15 protein-coding genes and 2 tRNA genes are annotated in these 14,560 nt (G+C 73.0%); 6 read left to right on the top strand and 11 right to left on the bottom strand.

The window, feature by feature from the left end; translation table 11 throughout:
- Nucleotides 1–95 precede the first annotated feature (95 nt).
- The 5 genes from H8838_RS12335 (at nucleotide 96) to H8838_RS12355 (ending at nucleotide 4,529) form a co-directional block, all read left to right on the top strand.
- Entirely contained in the window at nucleotides 96–1,733 is a 1,638-nt protein-coding gene (locus tag H8838_RS12335; RefSeq protein WP_181312738.1) for a serine/threonine-protein kinase, read from the top strand.
- 239 nt (nucleotides 1,734–1,972) lie between these two features.
- Nucleotides 1,973–2,614 carry a NifU family protein gene (locus tag H8838_RS12340; protein WP_191465631.1) on the top strand — a complete coding sequence of 214 codons (642 nt, stop codon included), beginning with the start codon at nucleotides 1,973–1,975 and terminating at the stop codon, nucleotides 2,612–2,614.
- A gap of 81 nt (nucleotides 2,615–2,695) precedes the next feature.
- Nucleotides 2,696–3,493, top strand: coding sequence for a hypothetical protein (locus tag H8838_RS12345; protein WP_185995870.1), 798 nt, complete (start codon nucleotides 2,696–2,698; stop codon nucleotides 3,491–3,493).
- Nucleotides 3,490–3,939, top strand: coding sequence for a phage holin family protein (locus tag H8838_RS12350; RefSeq protein WP_181312741.1), 450 nt, complete (start codon nucleotides 3,490–3,492; stop codon nucleotides 3,937–3,939). The genes H8838_RS12345 and H8838_RS12350 overlap by 4 nt, the downstream gene beginning before the upstream one ends.
- Entirely contained in the window at nucleotides 3,915–4,529 is a 615-nt protein-coding gene (locus tag H8838_RS12355) for a DUF3618 domain-containing protein (RefSeq protein ID WP_181312742.1), read from the top strand. Before H8838_RS12350 ends, H8838_RS12355 begins: the two co-directional genes overlap by 25 nt.
- 107 nt (nucleotides 4,530–4,636) lie before the next feature.
- Here H8838_RS12355 and H8838_RS12360 read toward each other — a convergent pair.
- A tRNA-Ile gene (locus H8838_RS12360) sits at nucleotides 4,637–4,710 on the bottom strand.
- Between the two features lie 30 nt (nucleotides 4,711–4,740).
- Between H8838_RS12360 and H8838_RS12365 the strand changes: the two genes are divergently transcribed.
- Nucleotides 4,741–5,481: a PIG-L deacetylase family protein gene (locus H8838_RS12365; protein WP_181312743.1), complete on the top strand. Its 741-nt coding sequence runs from the start codon at nucleotides 4,741–4,743 to the stop codon at nucleotides 5,479–5,481.
- Between the two features lie 27 nt (nucleotides 5,482–5,508).
- Here H8838_RS12365 and H8838_RS12370 read toward each other — a convergent pair whose 3' ends face one another.
- The 10 genes from H8838_RS12370 to dnaG all read right to left on the bottom strand — a co-directional run bounded on the left by H8838_RS12370 (nucleotide 5,509) and on the right by dnaG (nucleotide 14,544).
- Entirely contained in the window at nucleotides 5,509–5,841 is a 333-nt protein-coding gene (locus H8838_RS12370; RefSeq protein ID WP_181312744.1) for a hypothetical protein, read from the bottom strand.
- A gap of 37 nt (nucleotides 5,842–5,878) precedes the next feature.
- Entirely contained in the window at nucleotides 5,879–6,586 is a 708-nt protein-coding gene (locus H8838_RS12375; RefSeq protein ID WP_181312745.1) for an ABC transporter permease, read from the bottom strand.
- Complete coding sequence (locus tag H8838_RS12380) at nucleotides 6,583–7,503, bottom strand: ABC transporter ATP-binding protein (RefSeq protein ID WP_181312746.1); 921 nt, start codon at nucleotides 7,501–7,503, stop codon at nucleotides 6,583–6,585. Before H8838_RS12380 ends, H8838_RS12375 begins: the two co-directional genes overlap by 4 nt.
- Nucleotides 7,500–8,396 (bottom strand): ABC transporter permease, encoded by an 897-nt coding sequence (locus tag H8838_RS12385; RefSeq protein ID WP_185995869.1) that lies wholly within the window; start codon nucleotides 8,394–8,396, stop codon nucleotides 7,500–7,502. The genes H8838_RS12380 and H8838_RS12385 overlap by 4 nt, the downstream gene beginning before the upstream one ends.
- Nucleotides 8,386–9,339 (bottom strand): ABC transporter ATP-binding protein, encoded by a 954-nt coding sequence (locus tag H8838_RS12390; protein ID WP_224766106.1) that lies wholly within the window; start codon nucleotides 9,337–9,339, stop codon nucleotides 8,386–8,388. Before H8838_RS12390 ends, H8838_RS12385 begins: the two co-directional genes overlap by 11 nt.
- On the bottom strand, nucleotides 9,336–9,755 hold the full coding sequence (locus tag H8838_RS12395) for a hypothetical protein (protein ID WP_181312748.1): 420 nt from the start codon (nucleotides 9,753–9,755) through the stop codon (nucleotides 9,336–9,338). The genes H8838_RS12390 and H8838_RS12395 overlap by 4 nt, the downstream gene beginning before the upstream one ends.
- Nucleotides 9,756–9,804: 49 nt before the next feature.
- Nucleotides 9,805–11,781 (bottom strand): CotH kinase family protein, encoded by a 1,977-nt coding sequence (locus tag H8838_RS12400; RefSeq protein ID WP_185995868.1) that lies wholly within the window; start codon nucleotides 11,779–11,781, stop codon nucleotides 9,805–9,807.
- A gap of 145 nt (nucleotides 11,782–11,926) precedes the next feature.
- Nucleotides 11,927–11,999, bottom strand: a tRNA-Asn gene (locus H8838_RS12405).
- A 92-nt stretch (nucleotides 12,000–12,091) separates the two neighbouring features.
- Entirely contained in the window at nucleotides 12,092–12,607 is a 516-nt protein-coding gene (locus tag H8838_RS12410) for a hypothetical protein (RefSeq protein ID WP_181312750.1), read from the bottom strand.
- Nucleotides 12,608–12,612: 5 nt separating this feature from the next.
- Nucleotides 12,613–14,544 carry a DNA primase gene (gene dnaG / locus H8838_RS12415; RefSeq protein WP_185995867.1) on the bottom strand — a complete coding sequence of 644 codons (1,932 nt, stop codon included), beginning with the start codon at nucleotides 14,542–14,544 and terminating at the stop codon, nucleotides 12,613–12,615.
- Between the last annotated feature and the right edge of the window lie 16 nt (nucleotides 14,545–14,560).

Raw genomic sequence — 14,560 nt, forward strand, 5'->3', positions numbered from 1 at the left:
TTCGTCCCTCTCTGGCTACACCGGCCACCGTCAGCCGGCGTACCCCACCTTGCCAGACGGTGGCGCCGCTCCCGCCGCCACCTAGGGTGGGGCGCGTGAGCGCAGAGACCCCGGACACGCCGGACCCGTCAGCCCGGGCCGGCACACCAGGAAAGTACGTGCGCGAGCGCGTCATCGGCCGCGGCGGCATGGGCACCGTGTGGCTGGGTCGCGACACTGTGCTGGGACGCCAGGTCGCGATGAAGCGCGTCGGGCTGGTCCCCGGCGGCTCAGCGCCGGACCTGGAGCGGGCCGAGCGCGAGGCGCGGCTCGCGGCCGCCCTCAGCCATCCCCACGTCGTGGCCGTCTACGACCTGGTCGCCGAGGGCGACGAGCACTGGCTGGTGATGGAGTACGTCGAAGGCGAGAGCCTCGCCGCGCTGATCCGGCGCGACGGCCCCCTCCCGGCGGAGGCCGCCGCCTCCATCCTCGAGCAGGTGGCCGACGCCCTTGCGGCGGCCCACGCGCACGGGATCGTGCACCGCGACGTGAAGCCGTCCAACATCATGGTCTCGCCCCACGGCCATGCGAAGCTCACCGACTTCGGGATCGCGAAGGCCGAGGCGGACGCCTCCCTCACCCAGACGGGGCTGGTGACCGGCTCCCCCGCCTACCTGGCGCCCGAGGTCGCCTCCGGAGCCTCCGCCACGCCCGCGAGCGACGTGTGGGCGCTCGGCGCCACGCTCTTCCACGCCCTGGCCGGGCGACCGCCGTACGACGTGGGCGACAACGTGCTCGGCGCCCTGTACAAGATCGTGCACGAGGCTCCGCCGCGGCTGGACGGGGTCGGCTGGCCCGCCTCCGTGCTCCACCACACGATGGCGACCGACCCCGCCGACCGGTGGGAGGCTGGCCGGGTCCGGGACTTCCTGCGGGCCGGGGAGCAAGCGGGCGCGACCGACGTCCCCACCTCGCGGCTGGCCACGACGCCTGCTCAGCGCCTGGTGGACGATGCCGCAGGAGACGGAGCCGAGCAGGCCGCGCCCTCAGCCCCCACCGAGCACACCGCGGCGTTCCCACCCGTGACCGCTCCCCCGGCTCGCGCTCCGCGGGCCGGCACCCGGCAGGCGCCCGCGCCCGCCGCCGGATCGAGCGGGCCGACCACGCCGGAGCAGGGCGAGCGCGCACCGAGCCTCGCCCCCGCCGGCGGCAGAGACCGCCCACAGGGCCGCACCCCCCGGTGGGTCTGGGGTGCTGCCGCGGCCGTCGTCGTGCTGCTGCTGGGCGGTGGTCTGGGCCTGAGCGCGCTCAACGACCAGGACGACCCGGACGGCCAGGACTCCCCCGCCGCGGACCCCGGGACCAGTGCGCCGAGCGACGCTGAGGAGGGCACCACCGCCCCGTCCCCCGCGCCGACCCCGACGCCCAGTCCCAGTGCTCCCAGCGCGCCGGACCCCCAGGCCATGGAGGCGTTCGTGGCGGGCTACCTGGACACCGTGACCAGCGACCCACGGGTCACGTGGCAACAGCTCACCCCGGCCTTCCAGGAGCAGAGTGGCGGGTTCGGTCGGTACAACGGGTTCTGGCGGACGGTCGAGGACGCCGAGGTGGTCGACATCGCGGCGGATCCCGACGCCCTGACCGTGACCTACACCGTCCGGTACGTGCTCAAGCGCGGCGGCAGCACCACCGACTCGGTGACCCTGAGCCTGGAGCCCGACGCCGACGGATTCCAGGTGGCCGGCGAGTCCTGACCGCGTCGGCGACCACAGGAACCCCGGATCCACAAGGGCCCACGGCCCCGTGACCCGGGCCACGCGGATGCCTACTGTCGGATCGCCGGGCCGCACACGCGGTCCGCGCGACCCGTGACGTCGGCCCCAGCCCCGGGGCGACGCGGAGGAGGTGTCCGATGGCCTGGCAGCGACGAGGCGCCCGCAGACGCACCGCCGCCGAAGCCTCGGCGTACATAGACCTCCCCTCGAGAGACGGCATGCACCTGCGGGTGCAGTCCGCGCTGGACCGCGTCCGCCCCTACCTGGGGTCGCACGGCGGTGGCGTCTCCCTGCTGCGCGTCGACGACGACGGTGTAGCCCACCTCCGGCTCGAGGGCACGTGCGCCGGCTGCCCCTCCTCCGCCGCCACCGTGCGCCAGACCCTGGAGCACGCGGTGCTGGCGTCGACACCGGGCGTGACCGCGGTCCGGGCGGAGGAGATGGTCGAGCCCCGCGGGCCCTCCGAGCGACGCGGCGCGCTGCGCGCCGACGCCGGCGCACGTCAGGCCGGGACGAGGTCGTCCTGGGTCGCGGTCGACCTGCACGTGCCCGCAGGGGTGCTGACCCAGGTGTCGGTGCAGGGCCAGCGGCTCGTCGTCGCCGGCCTGGCCGGGACCCTGGTCGCGTACCAGGACCGGTGCCCGCGCTGCGACGCGCCGCTCAGCGAAGGCGGCGTCCTGGTGGGCGAGCTCCTGCGCTGCGGCTGCGGCACCACCTTCGACGGCTACCGGGCAGGTCGTCCCGTGCACGACGAGGGCGCCGCCCTGACCCCCGTTCCCTTGCTTCCCGCCGGCACGAGCTGGACGGTCAAGGTCGAGATCGCGCGCCCCGCGCACGCCGACTGGGCAGCGACGCCGTAGGAGGCCTGAGCGCTTCGCGCACCGTGTGCGTGTCCCCCGCAGCGCTGGGTACGAACCATCAGACCCCACCAAGGAGGCACCATGACGACAGGACAGTTCCCAGGAAGCTCCGACGACGACCGTTCCGACACCCCTGCGACCGCGACCGGCAGCGCCCCGGACTCCCAGGGCGACTCAGGGATGAGCGCACAGGCCCAGCACGTCGCCGGCACAGCCGGCGAGCAGGCCAAACACGTCGCGGGCACGGCGAAGGACGAGGCCGCCAACGTCGCGGCCGAGGCGAAGAATCAGGCGTCGGCCCTCTTCTCGGAGGCGACCAGCCAGCTCGACGAGCAGTCCCGGGCGCAGAAGGACCGGCTCGCGGAGACCCTGAACACCTTCGGTGAGGACCTCGCGTCCATGGCCAGCGAGAGCACCGGGCTGGCGGCGGACGTCGCCCAGGAGGTCGCCCAGCGCGCGCGCAGCCTCGCGGCCCGCCTGCAGGACAAGTCCCCGCAGGACCTCCTGGACGAGGTGCGCAACTACGCCCGGCGCAGTCCCGGAACCTTCCTGCTCGGCGCCCTGGGCGCCGGTCTGGTCGCCGGACGCGTGGCACGTGGCACGAAGGCGGCCCGGGACGAGCAGGGATCGTCCTCGACCCAGGTGCCGGCCGCCGGAGGGGCGAGCAGCGACTACACCACCGACTCGGCCGTGGGGTACAGCACGGGCACGCCCCACGTGCCCGGGACCGAGGAGACGAGCGGCTCCGGCACGGCTCCGACGTACGGTGCGCCGGGGGTCACCGCGCCGTCCGGCACGGGCCAGGGAACCGAAGAGGCGCCCTTCCCCATGCCTCCGGCCACCGGCCCGGAGACGTCGCGACCGGGGACCCTGCCATGAGCCAGCCCCCCGTGACCCCGAGCACCCCGCCCGTGCCGCCTCCCGCCGGCGCCTCGTCCGCGAGCGGCGAGACCCGGTCGCTGGGCGACATCGTCGGCGACATCAGCCGGGATCTCAGCGACCTGGTGCGTCAGGAGATGGACCTGGCGCGCACGGAGATGAAGCAGGAGGCCAGGAGGCTCGGCAAGGGCGCGGGGCTCTTCGGCGGCTCCGGCGTCGCCGGGCTCCTGACCCTGATCTTCCTGTCCCTCTTCCTGGTCTACCTGCTCGACCTCTGGATGCCGGCCTGGGCGGCAGCGCTCATCGTCGGTGTGCTGTGGGGCGTCGTCACCGCCGTGCTGGCGGTGCTCGGACGCCAGGAGGTCAAGGAGGCCAGCCCCGAACTACCCGCGACCCAGGCCACTCTGAAGGAGGACGTCCGATGGGCGAAGGAACAGAAGAGCTGAACGTACGAGAGGCCGAGATCGAGCAGACCCGTGCGGCACTGTCGCGCGACCTCGACGAGCTCGGCGACAAGGTGAGCCCCCAGCGCGTGATGGAACGCCGCACGGAGGCCGTCAAGGGCCGGATGGGTTCGCTGCGCGACAAGGTGATGGGCTCCGTCCCGTCCGTCGGCAGCGGCTCGGGGGGCGGGTCGATGACCGGCTCGGTGAGCGACACCGTGAGTGGAGCCAAGGACTCCGTGACCGGCGGCGCGCAGAGCGCGGTCGGCAGCGTGCAGTCGCGGACCGAGGGCAACCCCCTCGCTGCCGGGCTGGTCGCCTTCGGTGCCGGCATGCTGATCTCCGGCCTGCTGCCGGCCAGCCAGCGCGAGACCCAGCTGGCCGGCCAAGGAATGGACGCGGCGAAGGAGCACGGCCAGCCGGTCATGGACCAGGCGAAGTCCGTGGGGCAGGACGTCGGGGCGAACCTCAAGGAGTCCGCCCAGCAGGCGGTCGAGGAGGTCAGGTCCACGGCTGCGGACTCGGCCAGCACGGTCAAGGAGGAGGGCCAGTCCTCCGCCCAGACCGTCCGGAACGAGGCTCCCGGCACCTGAAGAACACCTTCCGGACCAGGGCCGGTGGCGCTTTCTGCGCCACCGGCCGGTCGGACGTCCACGTTCTCCTCGCCGGGACCGTCGGTCCGCAACGGTCGACGGGTGCGTAGGGCGGGTGGGGCTCGAACCCACGACCCAAGGATTATGAGTCCTCTGCTCTGACCGGCTGAGCTACCGCCCCTGGTGTGCTGCGGCAGCCTATCCTCGGAAGATGGAGCGACCCGAGCTGACTCCCCTGCCCGAGGACTGGACCCGGATGCTGTGCGTCGTCGCGCATCCCGACGACCTGGAGTTCGGCGCCGCGGCCGCAGTCGCCCGCTGGACGGGACAGGGCAAGCAGGTCGTCTACTGCATGGTGACCAGCGGCGAGGCGGGCATCGACGCCCTCCCTCCGCAGGAGTGCCGGGCGGTGCGCGAGACCGAGCAGGTCGAGTCGGCCCGGATCGTGGGTGTCGACACCGTGGAGTTCCTCGGCCTGCCCGACGGCGTCCTGGAGTACGGCGTCGAGCTGCGGCAGGCGATCGCGGCGATGGTCCGCCGGCACCAGCCGGAGATCGTGGTGACCGGGAACTTCCGCGACACCTGGGGCGGACGCAACCTCAACCAGGCCGACCACATCGCGACCGGGCGCGCCGTCCTCGACGCCGTCCGGGACGCCGGCAACCGGTGGGTCTTCCACGACCAGGTCGCCCAGGGCCTGCAGCCCTGGGGCGGGGTCCGGGAGGTCTGGGCCTTCGGCTCCCCGCAGGCCGGCCACGCCGTGGACACCACGGAGACCTTCGATGCCGGCGTCGCCTCGCTCGAGGCGCACGCGGCGTACATCCAGGGCCTGGGCTGGGAGAACTGGGACCCGCGCGAGTTCCTGGAGGGGATGGCCCGCTCCGCCGGCGGGGCGCTCGGCGTCACGTTCGCCGCGCCGTTCGAGGTCTTCCCGATGGGCTGGGGCGACTGACCCCGGACCCGCGACCCGGCAGAGCACTCAGGGCGGCGTCAGCAGCTCGGCGGCCACCCACTCCTCGACCAGCGACCAACGCTCGGGGCGCAGCTGGGCGAGGTAGACCACCCGTCCCTCCCAGCGCCCGCGGCCGGCCGCACGCCACTCCAGCAGCAGGCCCGGCCGGGGCACGGGACCGTCGACCGGCACCGTGACCCAGCAGTGCCGGGACGGCGAGCCACCCTGCTCCCCTGCGCCCGGAGCAGCTCCGGACGCCTGCCCGTCCGTGGTCTCCGGAGGCGACGCGGGACGCGAACCGCCCCGTACCCGGTCCTGCAGCGGGATGCCGCTGCCTGTTCCGTACCCGCCTCGCGCCATACCTCATTAGAACACGTGTTCGAACGACGGTCGCAGGCTACTCGTCCCCTCGCAGGGTGAACGAACGGAGCCGGTCCCCGGCGAACCAGACCGACGCCACCGCGAGCACGACCGCGGCCCCCAAGGCGTAGCCGAGCCCCACCTCCGGGGACCACAGGAGGTCGCTGACCGAGGCCGCGACCTCCCGGCCCCAGGAGCCGATCGAGACCCAGCGGATCCCGACCAGGAGGTTGCCGAGCAGCCCCTCCCACATCAGCACCACGAGCAGGCCCACCACGACCGCGTGCTTGGTCAGCGCCGCGAGCGCGAGGAAGAGCGCCACGTACGCCGTAGCGGCCACCGCCCCGCCCACGCCCCAGGCCACGGCCTCCTCAGGTGCCGACCAGCTCAGCACGAGTGCACAGAGCGTGAGCGGCAGAGCTCCCAGGACCAGTCCGCAGATCCACGCCACGACGTACTTGCTGAGCGCGATCGCGTGCCTGTTGACCGGCTTGGCGAGGAGGTAGACCACGGAGCCGTCGTCCACCTCTGGGCCCAGCACGGCGCTGGCCGCGAGCAGGCAGACCAGCGGCATCGCCAGCGTGTAGCCCAGCTCGAGCACGGCGTCCTGCCCGACCCCCTCGTCCGTCAACGCCCGGATCACCACCGACAGGGCCAGCAGCACCGCGGGCACGATCACCAGCACCAGACCCCGGCGGCGTCCCAGCAGCGCCTGGACCGAGAGTCGCACGATCGTCGGGTTCATCCTCGGCCTCCCACCAGGTAGGAGAAGACGCTCTCGAGCGAGTCGTCGGTGGGCACCAGCTCCCGGATCCGCAGCCCCCGCTCGCGAGCCAGCAGCGGAAGCCGGACGGCGAACGTGCCGAAGTCGGAGACCGCCACGTCCAGGCCGCCGCGCGGCCGCAGCCCGACCGAGAGCACGGACGGCTCTCCGATCAGGGCGCCCCCCAGGGCCCGGTCGTCGTCGCTGACCACGACGTAGCGCACGGGCCGGTCCGTCATCAGCCGGCGGATCTGGCCGAAGTCACCCGAGGCGGCGTGCCGGCCCGAGACCACGACCTCGATCTGGCGAGCCACCTGCTCGACCTCCTCGAGGATGTGGGAGCTGAAGAGCACCGTCCGTCCCTCCTCGCCCATCCGCCGCAGCAGCGACATCAGGTGCATCCGCTGACGCGGGTCGACCCCGTTGAACGGCTCGTCCAGCAGGAGCACGCCGGGGTCGTGGACCAGAGCGGAGGCGAGCTTGACCCGCTGCCGCATGCCCTTGGAGTACGTGTCGACCCGGCGTGCGGCCGGCTCCACCATGTCGACCGTGGCCAGGGCGCGCTCCGTGGCGGCCCCCGGGTCGTCCAGTCCCTGGAGCTCGGCGCTGGCACGCACGAACTGCCGCCCGGTCAGGTACCCGAAGCTCAGCTCGCGCTCGGGCACCAGGCCCAGGGTGCGGTAGACGTCGGTGTTGCGCCACAGCGTCCGGCCGTCGAGGGTGGCGGTGCCCGCGGAGGGCGCGAGGAACCCCGACATCAGCGCGATCAGCGTGGTCTTGCCGGCGCCGTTGGGGCCCAGCAGCCCGGTGATCCCGGGCCCGATGGTCATGCTCACCCCGTTGACGGCCACGACGTTGCCGAACCAGCGGGAGACCCCGTTCAGGGTGAGGACGCTCATGTCCGGGCCACCTTCCGGTAACGCAGCACCAACGCGGCCAGGCAGGCGAGCGAGAGCCCGACGAAGACCAGCACGTAGAGGAGCTCCATCCCCCCGCTGCTCGGCGGGGCGACGCCGCCCTCGTCGGCCCAGGCACCCACCAGGCCCCGGTAGAGGGAGTACGGGGTGAACAGCCCCGCGACCTCGGCGACCTCGCGGTCGCCCTCCGAGACCGCCACGCCCTGGACGGCACTGACCAGGCCGTTGCCGACCAGCAGGACGGCGATGGTGCCCACGACGGCGAACCCGCGTCGGGTCGACCACGCCGAGATCAGCCCGGCCACCCCGGTCAGCGACAGGGCGAGCAGCACCACCAGCACCACGGCCACCGCCGCGTCCCGGGTCTGCTCGCCGAAGTCGAGCTCGCCCAGCAGCGCCACCGCGTAGAGGACCAGGATCGGCAGCAGCAGGAAGACCAGGGTCGCGGCGAGCAGTGACCCCGCACGGGCCAGCGCGTAGGTGCTGGAGCGCAGCGGACGCGCCAGGTAGAGGGTGATGCTGCCGTAGCGCAGGTCCCGGGAGAAGAGCACCGGCGCCTGGGCGGCGACGAAGATGCCGAGCAGCACCTGGGTGGTGGAGGCGTACGCGGCGTACCCGATGGGCAGGTCGTCCAGGCCGATGAAGACCAGGATCCCGGCCACGATCACGGCCGGGAGGAGGTTCAGCGACAGGAGCACGAAGGGCAGCACCTTGGAGCGGCCCGAGCGACCGATGCCGAAGGCGTTGCGCAGGCCGGTCAGCACCAGCGCCCAGGCGATCGCCCCCTCACCGCGCCGAGGCCCCCGGTACGGCAGGTAGCCCAGGTCGTGGATGACGCCCCGGGACCCGCTGCCGCGCTCGCCGTCACCTGCCACGGGAGTCCCCTGCCGCCATGAACACGTCCTCGATCCGGTGGTGGTCGGCCTGCACGCGGACCAGGCCCACGCCCAGCTCGCAGGCGGTGTCGCGCACCAGGTCGTGCACGTCGGCGCGGCCCGAGGCGTCGATCACCAGCATCTGTCCCCGGGGCCGGACCGCGAGGCCACGAGCGGCCAGTGCCTCCCCGGTACGTCGCTGGGCGTCGTCCCCGAGCACCTCGACCAGCAGGGAGCCCGTCGCGTCCAGGAACTCGTCGGTCCGGGAGGCGCGCAGCAGTCGTCCGCCGTCGAGCACCACGACGTGGTCGCTGACCCGCTCCAGCTCCCCGAGCAGGTGGGAGGTGACCAGCACCGCGATCCCGAAGTCCCGGCCGATGCGCTCGACCAGCTCCAGCATCTCGTCGCGGGCGGCGGGGTCGAGGCCGTTGGTCGGCTCGTCGAGCAGCACCAGCCGGGGGTCGTGCACCAGCGCCTGGGCCAGCTTGGCCTTCTGCTTCATCCCCGTGGAGTAGCCGCCCATCGGGCGGTAGCGCTCCTCGGCCAGGCCGACGTGCCGCAGCACCTCGGCGGTGCGCTCCCGGGCGGAGACCCGGGGCAGGCCCGACATCATCGCCAGGTGCACCACGAAGTCGCTGGCGCTCACGTCGGGAGGCAGGCAGTCGTGCTCGGGCAGGTAGCCCACCAGCGACCTGATCTCCCGCCCGTGGGTGGCGATGTCGTGGCCCAGGACGCTCGCGGAGCCACCGGTCGGGCTCACCAGGCCCAGCAGGATCTTGATCAGCGTGGACTTGCCCGCGCCGTTGGCGCCGACGAGCCCGGTGATCCCGGGGCCCACCTCCACGGTGAGGGCGTCCAGGGCACGGACCGCGCCGTACTGCTTTGACAGCCCACTGGTCACCATCACCGCGTCGCCCGCGGCGCCGGCCCCGTCGGCGCTCACCGTCGCTCGTCCCACTCCTGCTCGGACGGGTACGGGGGCGAGACCCGCGGATCGGGCGTGGCGGAGGTCGAGCCGTACGTCGGCGGACCGTACGCCGGCTGACCGTACGGGTTGCCGAGGTCGAGCGGGGGTGCCGTCCGCGACCTCGCGACCTTGCGCTGCCGCTCCAGGTCGCTGGAGCGGATGGTGTCGACGACGATCGGGGCCAGCCGTGAGTCGAGGGTCATGTGCTCGTAGGCGTCGTGCCTGATCTGCTCGACCAGGGCGTCGAGGCGCCTCACCTCCGCCAACGCCATCGCGGTGGCGCCCTTCTCCTTGCGGCCCCGGGCGAACCAACCGGCCGCGAGACCGACCAGGAACGGCGGACCCAGGAAGAACACCGACACGAAGAGCAGCGCAACCATGCCGTCGCCCATCTCTCCCCCTCTCACTCCGGAGAGGACGAGCCTACTCGCCCCGGCGCGGTCAGCGGGCGACTCGCACGGTCGCGCGCACCGTGTCGACGACCCGGCCCTCGCCCCGCCACACCGCAGTGAGCCGCAGCGTCCCGGCCTTGCCCGGGCGAGCACCCGGGCGGGCGCGCACCACGGCACGCAGCGGGCGGTTCCCGCGCGCCCCGACGCGCACCGTCAGGCCGGAGCGCAGCTCCTCGGTGACGTCGACCTTCCCGCGGAACCAGCGGACCTGCAGCGCGCGGCCGCCCCCACGACCGCGAAGCCGGTACTCGGCGGCAACCGGACCCGGGTTGTGGACCCGCATCTCGACGGTGCGGGAGCCCGACCGCGTCACCTCGGTGCGCACGTGCTGACCGCGACCCTTCGCGTGCAGCACCCCGACGCCCGCGTACCGCCCGCGGGACGCGACCCGCACCTGGGCGTCGGGACGCTGGTCACTGGCGGCGATCTCCAGGCTGAGCCCCTGCGGGTCACCGAGCCGGGCGCCGTCGGGACTGCGCAGGGCCAGGTGCACCCGCTCCGCGGTCTCCGGCACGGCGTCGCCGTGGATGGTCACCGGGAACGTCTTCTCCGTCTCCCCCGGGGCGAACCGGAGCGTCCCGGGCACCAGCGTGAAGTCGACGCCGGGTGTGGCCTTGCCGCCGACGTGGGCGTAGTCGACCGTGACCGCGCGGTCGCTCGCCAGCACCCGTACCGGCACCTGGACCACCTGGTCCTTCTCCCGCAGCGAGCCGCTCGGCCGGCCGAAGATCACCTCCGGCGCCGTCATCCACGCCAACCGCCCGGCGAGCCAGGTGCGGAGGAACTCCACCTCGCCGTCCAGGTCGTCGGCGTGCACGCTGCCCACCACCGCGGCGTGCGAGACGTGCCAGAGCTGCCAGTCGGCCAGGGCCTCGGGGCGGACCGCCTGGGCGGCCGGCGGGATCTGGGCCACGAGCTGCTCGACCACGGGCGCGAGCTGGATCGTCCGCTGCTTCACCGCGGTCGAGAACGCGGGATCCTCGAGCATCCGGGCGATCCAGTGCTTGCCTAGCCGGGTGTGCCAGCCCTCGGGGGTCGTCTCGATGTTCCACTTCGTCCCGGCGCTCAGGTCGAAGTCCCACAACGGCCCCAGGGTGAAGCGCCCGCCGGGCGTCCAGGAGACGTGCACGCTGGAGTGGAAGTTGGAGTCCTGGTTGCGGAAGAGCTCCTGGACGACGTACCAGTCGACGAACGAGTCGACGTCGACCAGCGGGGCGTAGCCCCGGACCGGGTGGGTGAACCGGTCTCCGTACAGCACGTCCTCGAAGGCGTTGACGGCCTTCTTGATCCGACGGCTCTCCGGCCGCTCCAGCTCGTCGGGGTCCTTGAACGAGACCGGGGTGCCGCGTCTGGTGCGGAAGCCCGGGTCGCCGCTCGCCCGGAACCGCTGGTCCACCTCCAGGAGGTAGCCGCCCTCGGGCAGCGCCACCCGGGTCGGGCCCTGCTCCACCTGCTCGGTGAGCAGGTAGAGGCCCTGCGACCGGCCGTTGAGCACCAGGTCGACGAACCGGCTGTCAGGGGTCCACGCGAGCCGGGTCTGCCGGCCCAGCTGGAGGGCGAGGTGGTTGCGCAGGGCGCTGCGGTCGGCGTAGTTGGCCAGCAGCACCCACTCGTCCGCCGCGGGCATGCCGCCCAGGCTCGTCGGCGCCGCGAGCTTGACCTTGTAGGGCTTCTTGGGCCACTTCCAGGTCGAGTTTCCGCGCCCCTTGATCTCGATCGGGTACGACGCCCCGGCCAGCGACAGCGAGCCGGCGACGTAGTCGTCCTTGCTCACCACCGGAGCGGCCTGCTCGGTGTCGACCACCAGCCTCTCGGGACGGGCCGGGACCGCCCACGTCCCGGGGTCGGCCACCTCCGCAGCCGCTGGCTCCGGAGCCCGGGGGGCCGCTGCGGCGCCGTGCGCCCACGGCCCCAGCGCCCCCGCGGTGAGGATCGCGACGATCCCGACTGCCCGACGTACCGACACACCCTGCTGACTACGCACCGCTGTCTCCCCCTGCTCGCGGTCCTCCCCCGGTGGGACGCATCGCGAGCAGACACACACTGCCGGGGTGGCATGGGAAATGCAAGAACCCCCCGATCGCTTGCGCGATCGGGGGGTTCTCGGACGGCTCCCCCGGTTGGACTCGAACCAACAACCCTCCGATTAACAGTCGAATGCTCTGCCAGTTGAGCTACAGGGGATCGGCCGCCCTTGCGGGCAACGCCAGAGAAGATTAGCAAGGAGGCCTGCGGTGAGCGAATCGGCCCCCGTCACACGAGCAATGCCCGGTCGGTCAGTCGAGCCCGACCTCGTCCTGGAGGTCGGCCAGCGCCTGCTCGGCCAACGACCTGACCTGGGGGTCCTCGGGGTCGATGCCCTCGTCGAACTCGTAGACCCAGAAGATCGGGGAGTCCCCCCGCGGCGCCCGGCGGGCGATCACCCGGACGCCCCGCCGACCGCTCACCGGCACGTGGCGCTGGAGCACCACGCTCGCGGTGACCCGCTCACGGACCAGCTCCGGGAGCAGCCTGGGGTCGGGCACGTCGAGCTCGTGGATCCCCCGAGGACGCCCCCAGGAGCCCACCTCGAGGAGCCGGAAGGTGGAGGTGTCCGCCTGCCAGTCGGCCGACTCCACCTGCTCCCAGGGCACCCGGCGCACCTCGTCCGGCTCGGGCCCGACCAGGTAGAACGCGTCCCTGGTGCCGGCTGCCACGCGCCCGTCGGAGGACTGGCACCAGGCCAGCACCTTCTCGCCCGCCTGGACGTGGATCGCGGTCGGCGGCTTGTCTCGACGCAACGTGAGCTTCACGCCCGTCAGGCTCCCACGGCCTTGTCCCGGAGGTCACGGCGGTGGTGCTCGAGCGCGACCAGCTCACCGAACATCTGCCGGTACTCCTCGGCCTGTTCCACCGGGTTGGTCCGCTGCAGCCTGGACTTCAGCTCCGTGACCCGCCGCAGCACCGAGAGCTCCAGCAGCCGGTAGACGTGGGCGTTCACGTAGGACTCCGTCGGGTCCCCCGCGGACCGCACGGGCTCCACCCCCAGCTCGCTGATCGCGGACGAGACCAACGGGTTCTCCACGCCGGCACGCAACCGGGTAGCCCAGCCGGGGTCGGCGGCCCCCTGGGCGGCGCCCCCGGCCGCGAGCACCGCCTCCCAGACCTCTCGGTAGACGGGGTGGCTGAAGTCGCCCGGGCTCACGCCGGCGACCACGCGCCCGACCGCGGCCGGGTACTGCAGCACCAGCTTGAGCGTCTCGCGCTCGATCGCGAACCGCGGGTCGCGAAGGTTGGGCAGCTGGCGCCGAGGAGGCGCCTCCCCCTGCACAGCGGCGCCCCGCTCGGACGCGACCCCGCGCTCGCTCGCCCTGGTCTCGTTCGCCCGCCGCTCGCTCCCCCTGCGCTCGTCGGGTCGACCGCGCGCCGAGGCGCGACGCACCTCGGCGCGGGCCTCGTCGACGTCCACGCCGATGATCGAGGAGAGCTCACGGGTGAAGGCGTCGACCTTCGACCGGTCGCGGATGCTGGAGACCAGCCGTGCGGCCTCCCGCAGTGCGTCGACCCGGCCGTCCGCGCGGTCCAGGTCGTAGCGGGCCGCGACGTTGCCGAGCACGAACCGGTACAGCGGCTGCCGCTGGGCGACCAGCTCGCGCACCGCCTCGTCCCCGGCCTGCAGCCGCAGGTCGCAGGGGTCCAGACCCGAGGGCTCGACGGCCACGTAGGTCTGGGAGACGAAGTTCTGGTCGCCGCCGAAGGCGCGGAGCGCAGCCTTCTGGCCAGCCGCGTCGCCGTCGAAGGTGAAGATCACCTCACCACGGAACTCCTCGTGGTCGTGCATGAACCGCCGCAGCACCCGGGCGTGGTCGTCACCGAACGCGGTGCCGCACGTGGCGACCGCCGTGCCGACCCCGGCGAGGTGGCAGGCCATCACGTCGGTGTAGCCCTCGACCACGACCGCCTGGGAGCTGCGCGCGATCTCACGACGGGCGAGGTCGAGCCCGTAGAGCACCTGGCTCTTCTTGTAGATCGGCGTCTCGGAGGTGTTGAGGTACTTGGCCTCGATCCGGTCGTCGTCGAAGATCCGGCGGGCCCCGAAGCCGATGGTGTCGCCGTTGGCCTCGCGGATCGGCCACATCAGCCGGCCGCGGAAGCGGTCGTAGGCCGAACGGCCGACCGCGACCAGCCCGGAGGTGGTCATCTCCTCCTCGGAGAAGCCGCGCTGGCGCAGCAGACGGGTGAGTGCCTCCCCGTCCCGCGGCGAGAAGCCGATGCCGAAGAGCTCGGCCGCAGCCTGGTCGAACCCCCGCTCGGAGAGGAACCGGCGGGCGGTGAGCGCGTCGGTGCCGCCGAGCTGGTCGGCGTAGAACTCCTGGGCCACCTTGTGCGCCTCCAGCAGCCGCCCCCGAGCCGGGCCGCGCGGACGCTGGGCCGGCTCGTCGCCCTCCTCCCGCCGCAGCTGCACGCCGTACTTGTCGGCCAGCTGCTCGACGGCCTCGGAGAAGCCCAGTCCGTCGATCTTCATCAGGAAGCTGATGACGTCCCCGCCCTCCTGGCAGCCGAAGCAGTGGAAGAAGCCTCGGGAGGGGGTGACGTGGAACGACGGCGACTTCTCGTCGTGGAAGGGGCACAGGCCCTTCAGCGAGCCGCCGCCGGCCTTGCGCAGGGTGACGTAGGAGGAGACGACGTCGTCGATGCGGGCCTTCTCGCGCACCTCCGCGATGTCATCTTCTCGAATCCGGCCGGCCACGAGCGGAGTCTACGGG

The sequence above is a fragment of the Nocardioides campestrisoli genome (genome assembly GCF_013624435.2).
GTDB lineage: Bacteria > Actinomycetota > Actinomycetes > Propionibacteriales > Nocardioidaceae > Nocardioides > Nocardioides campestrisoli.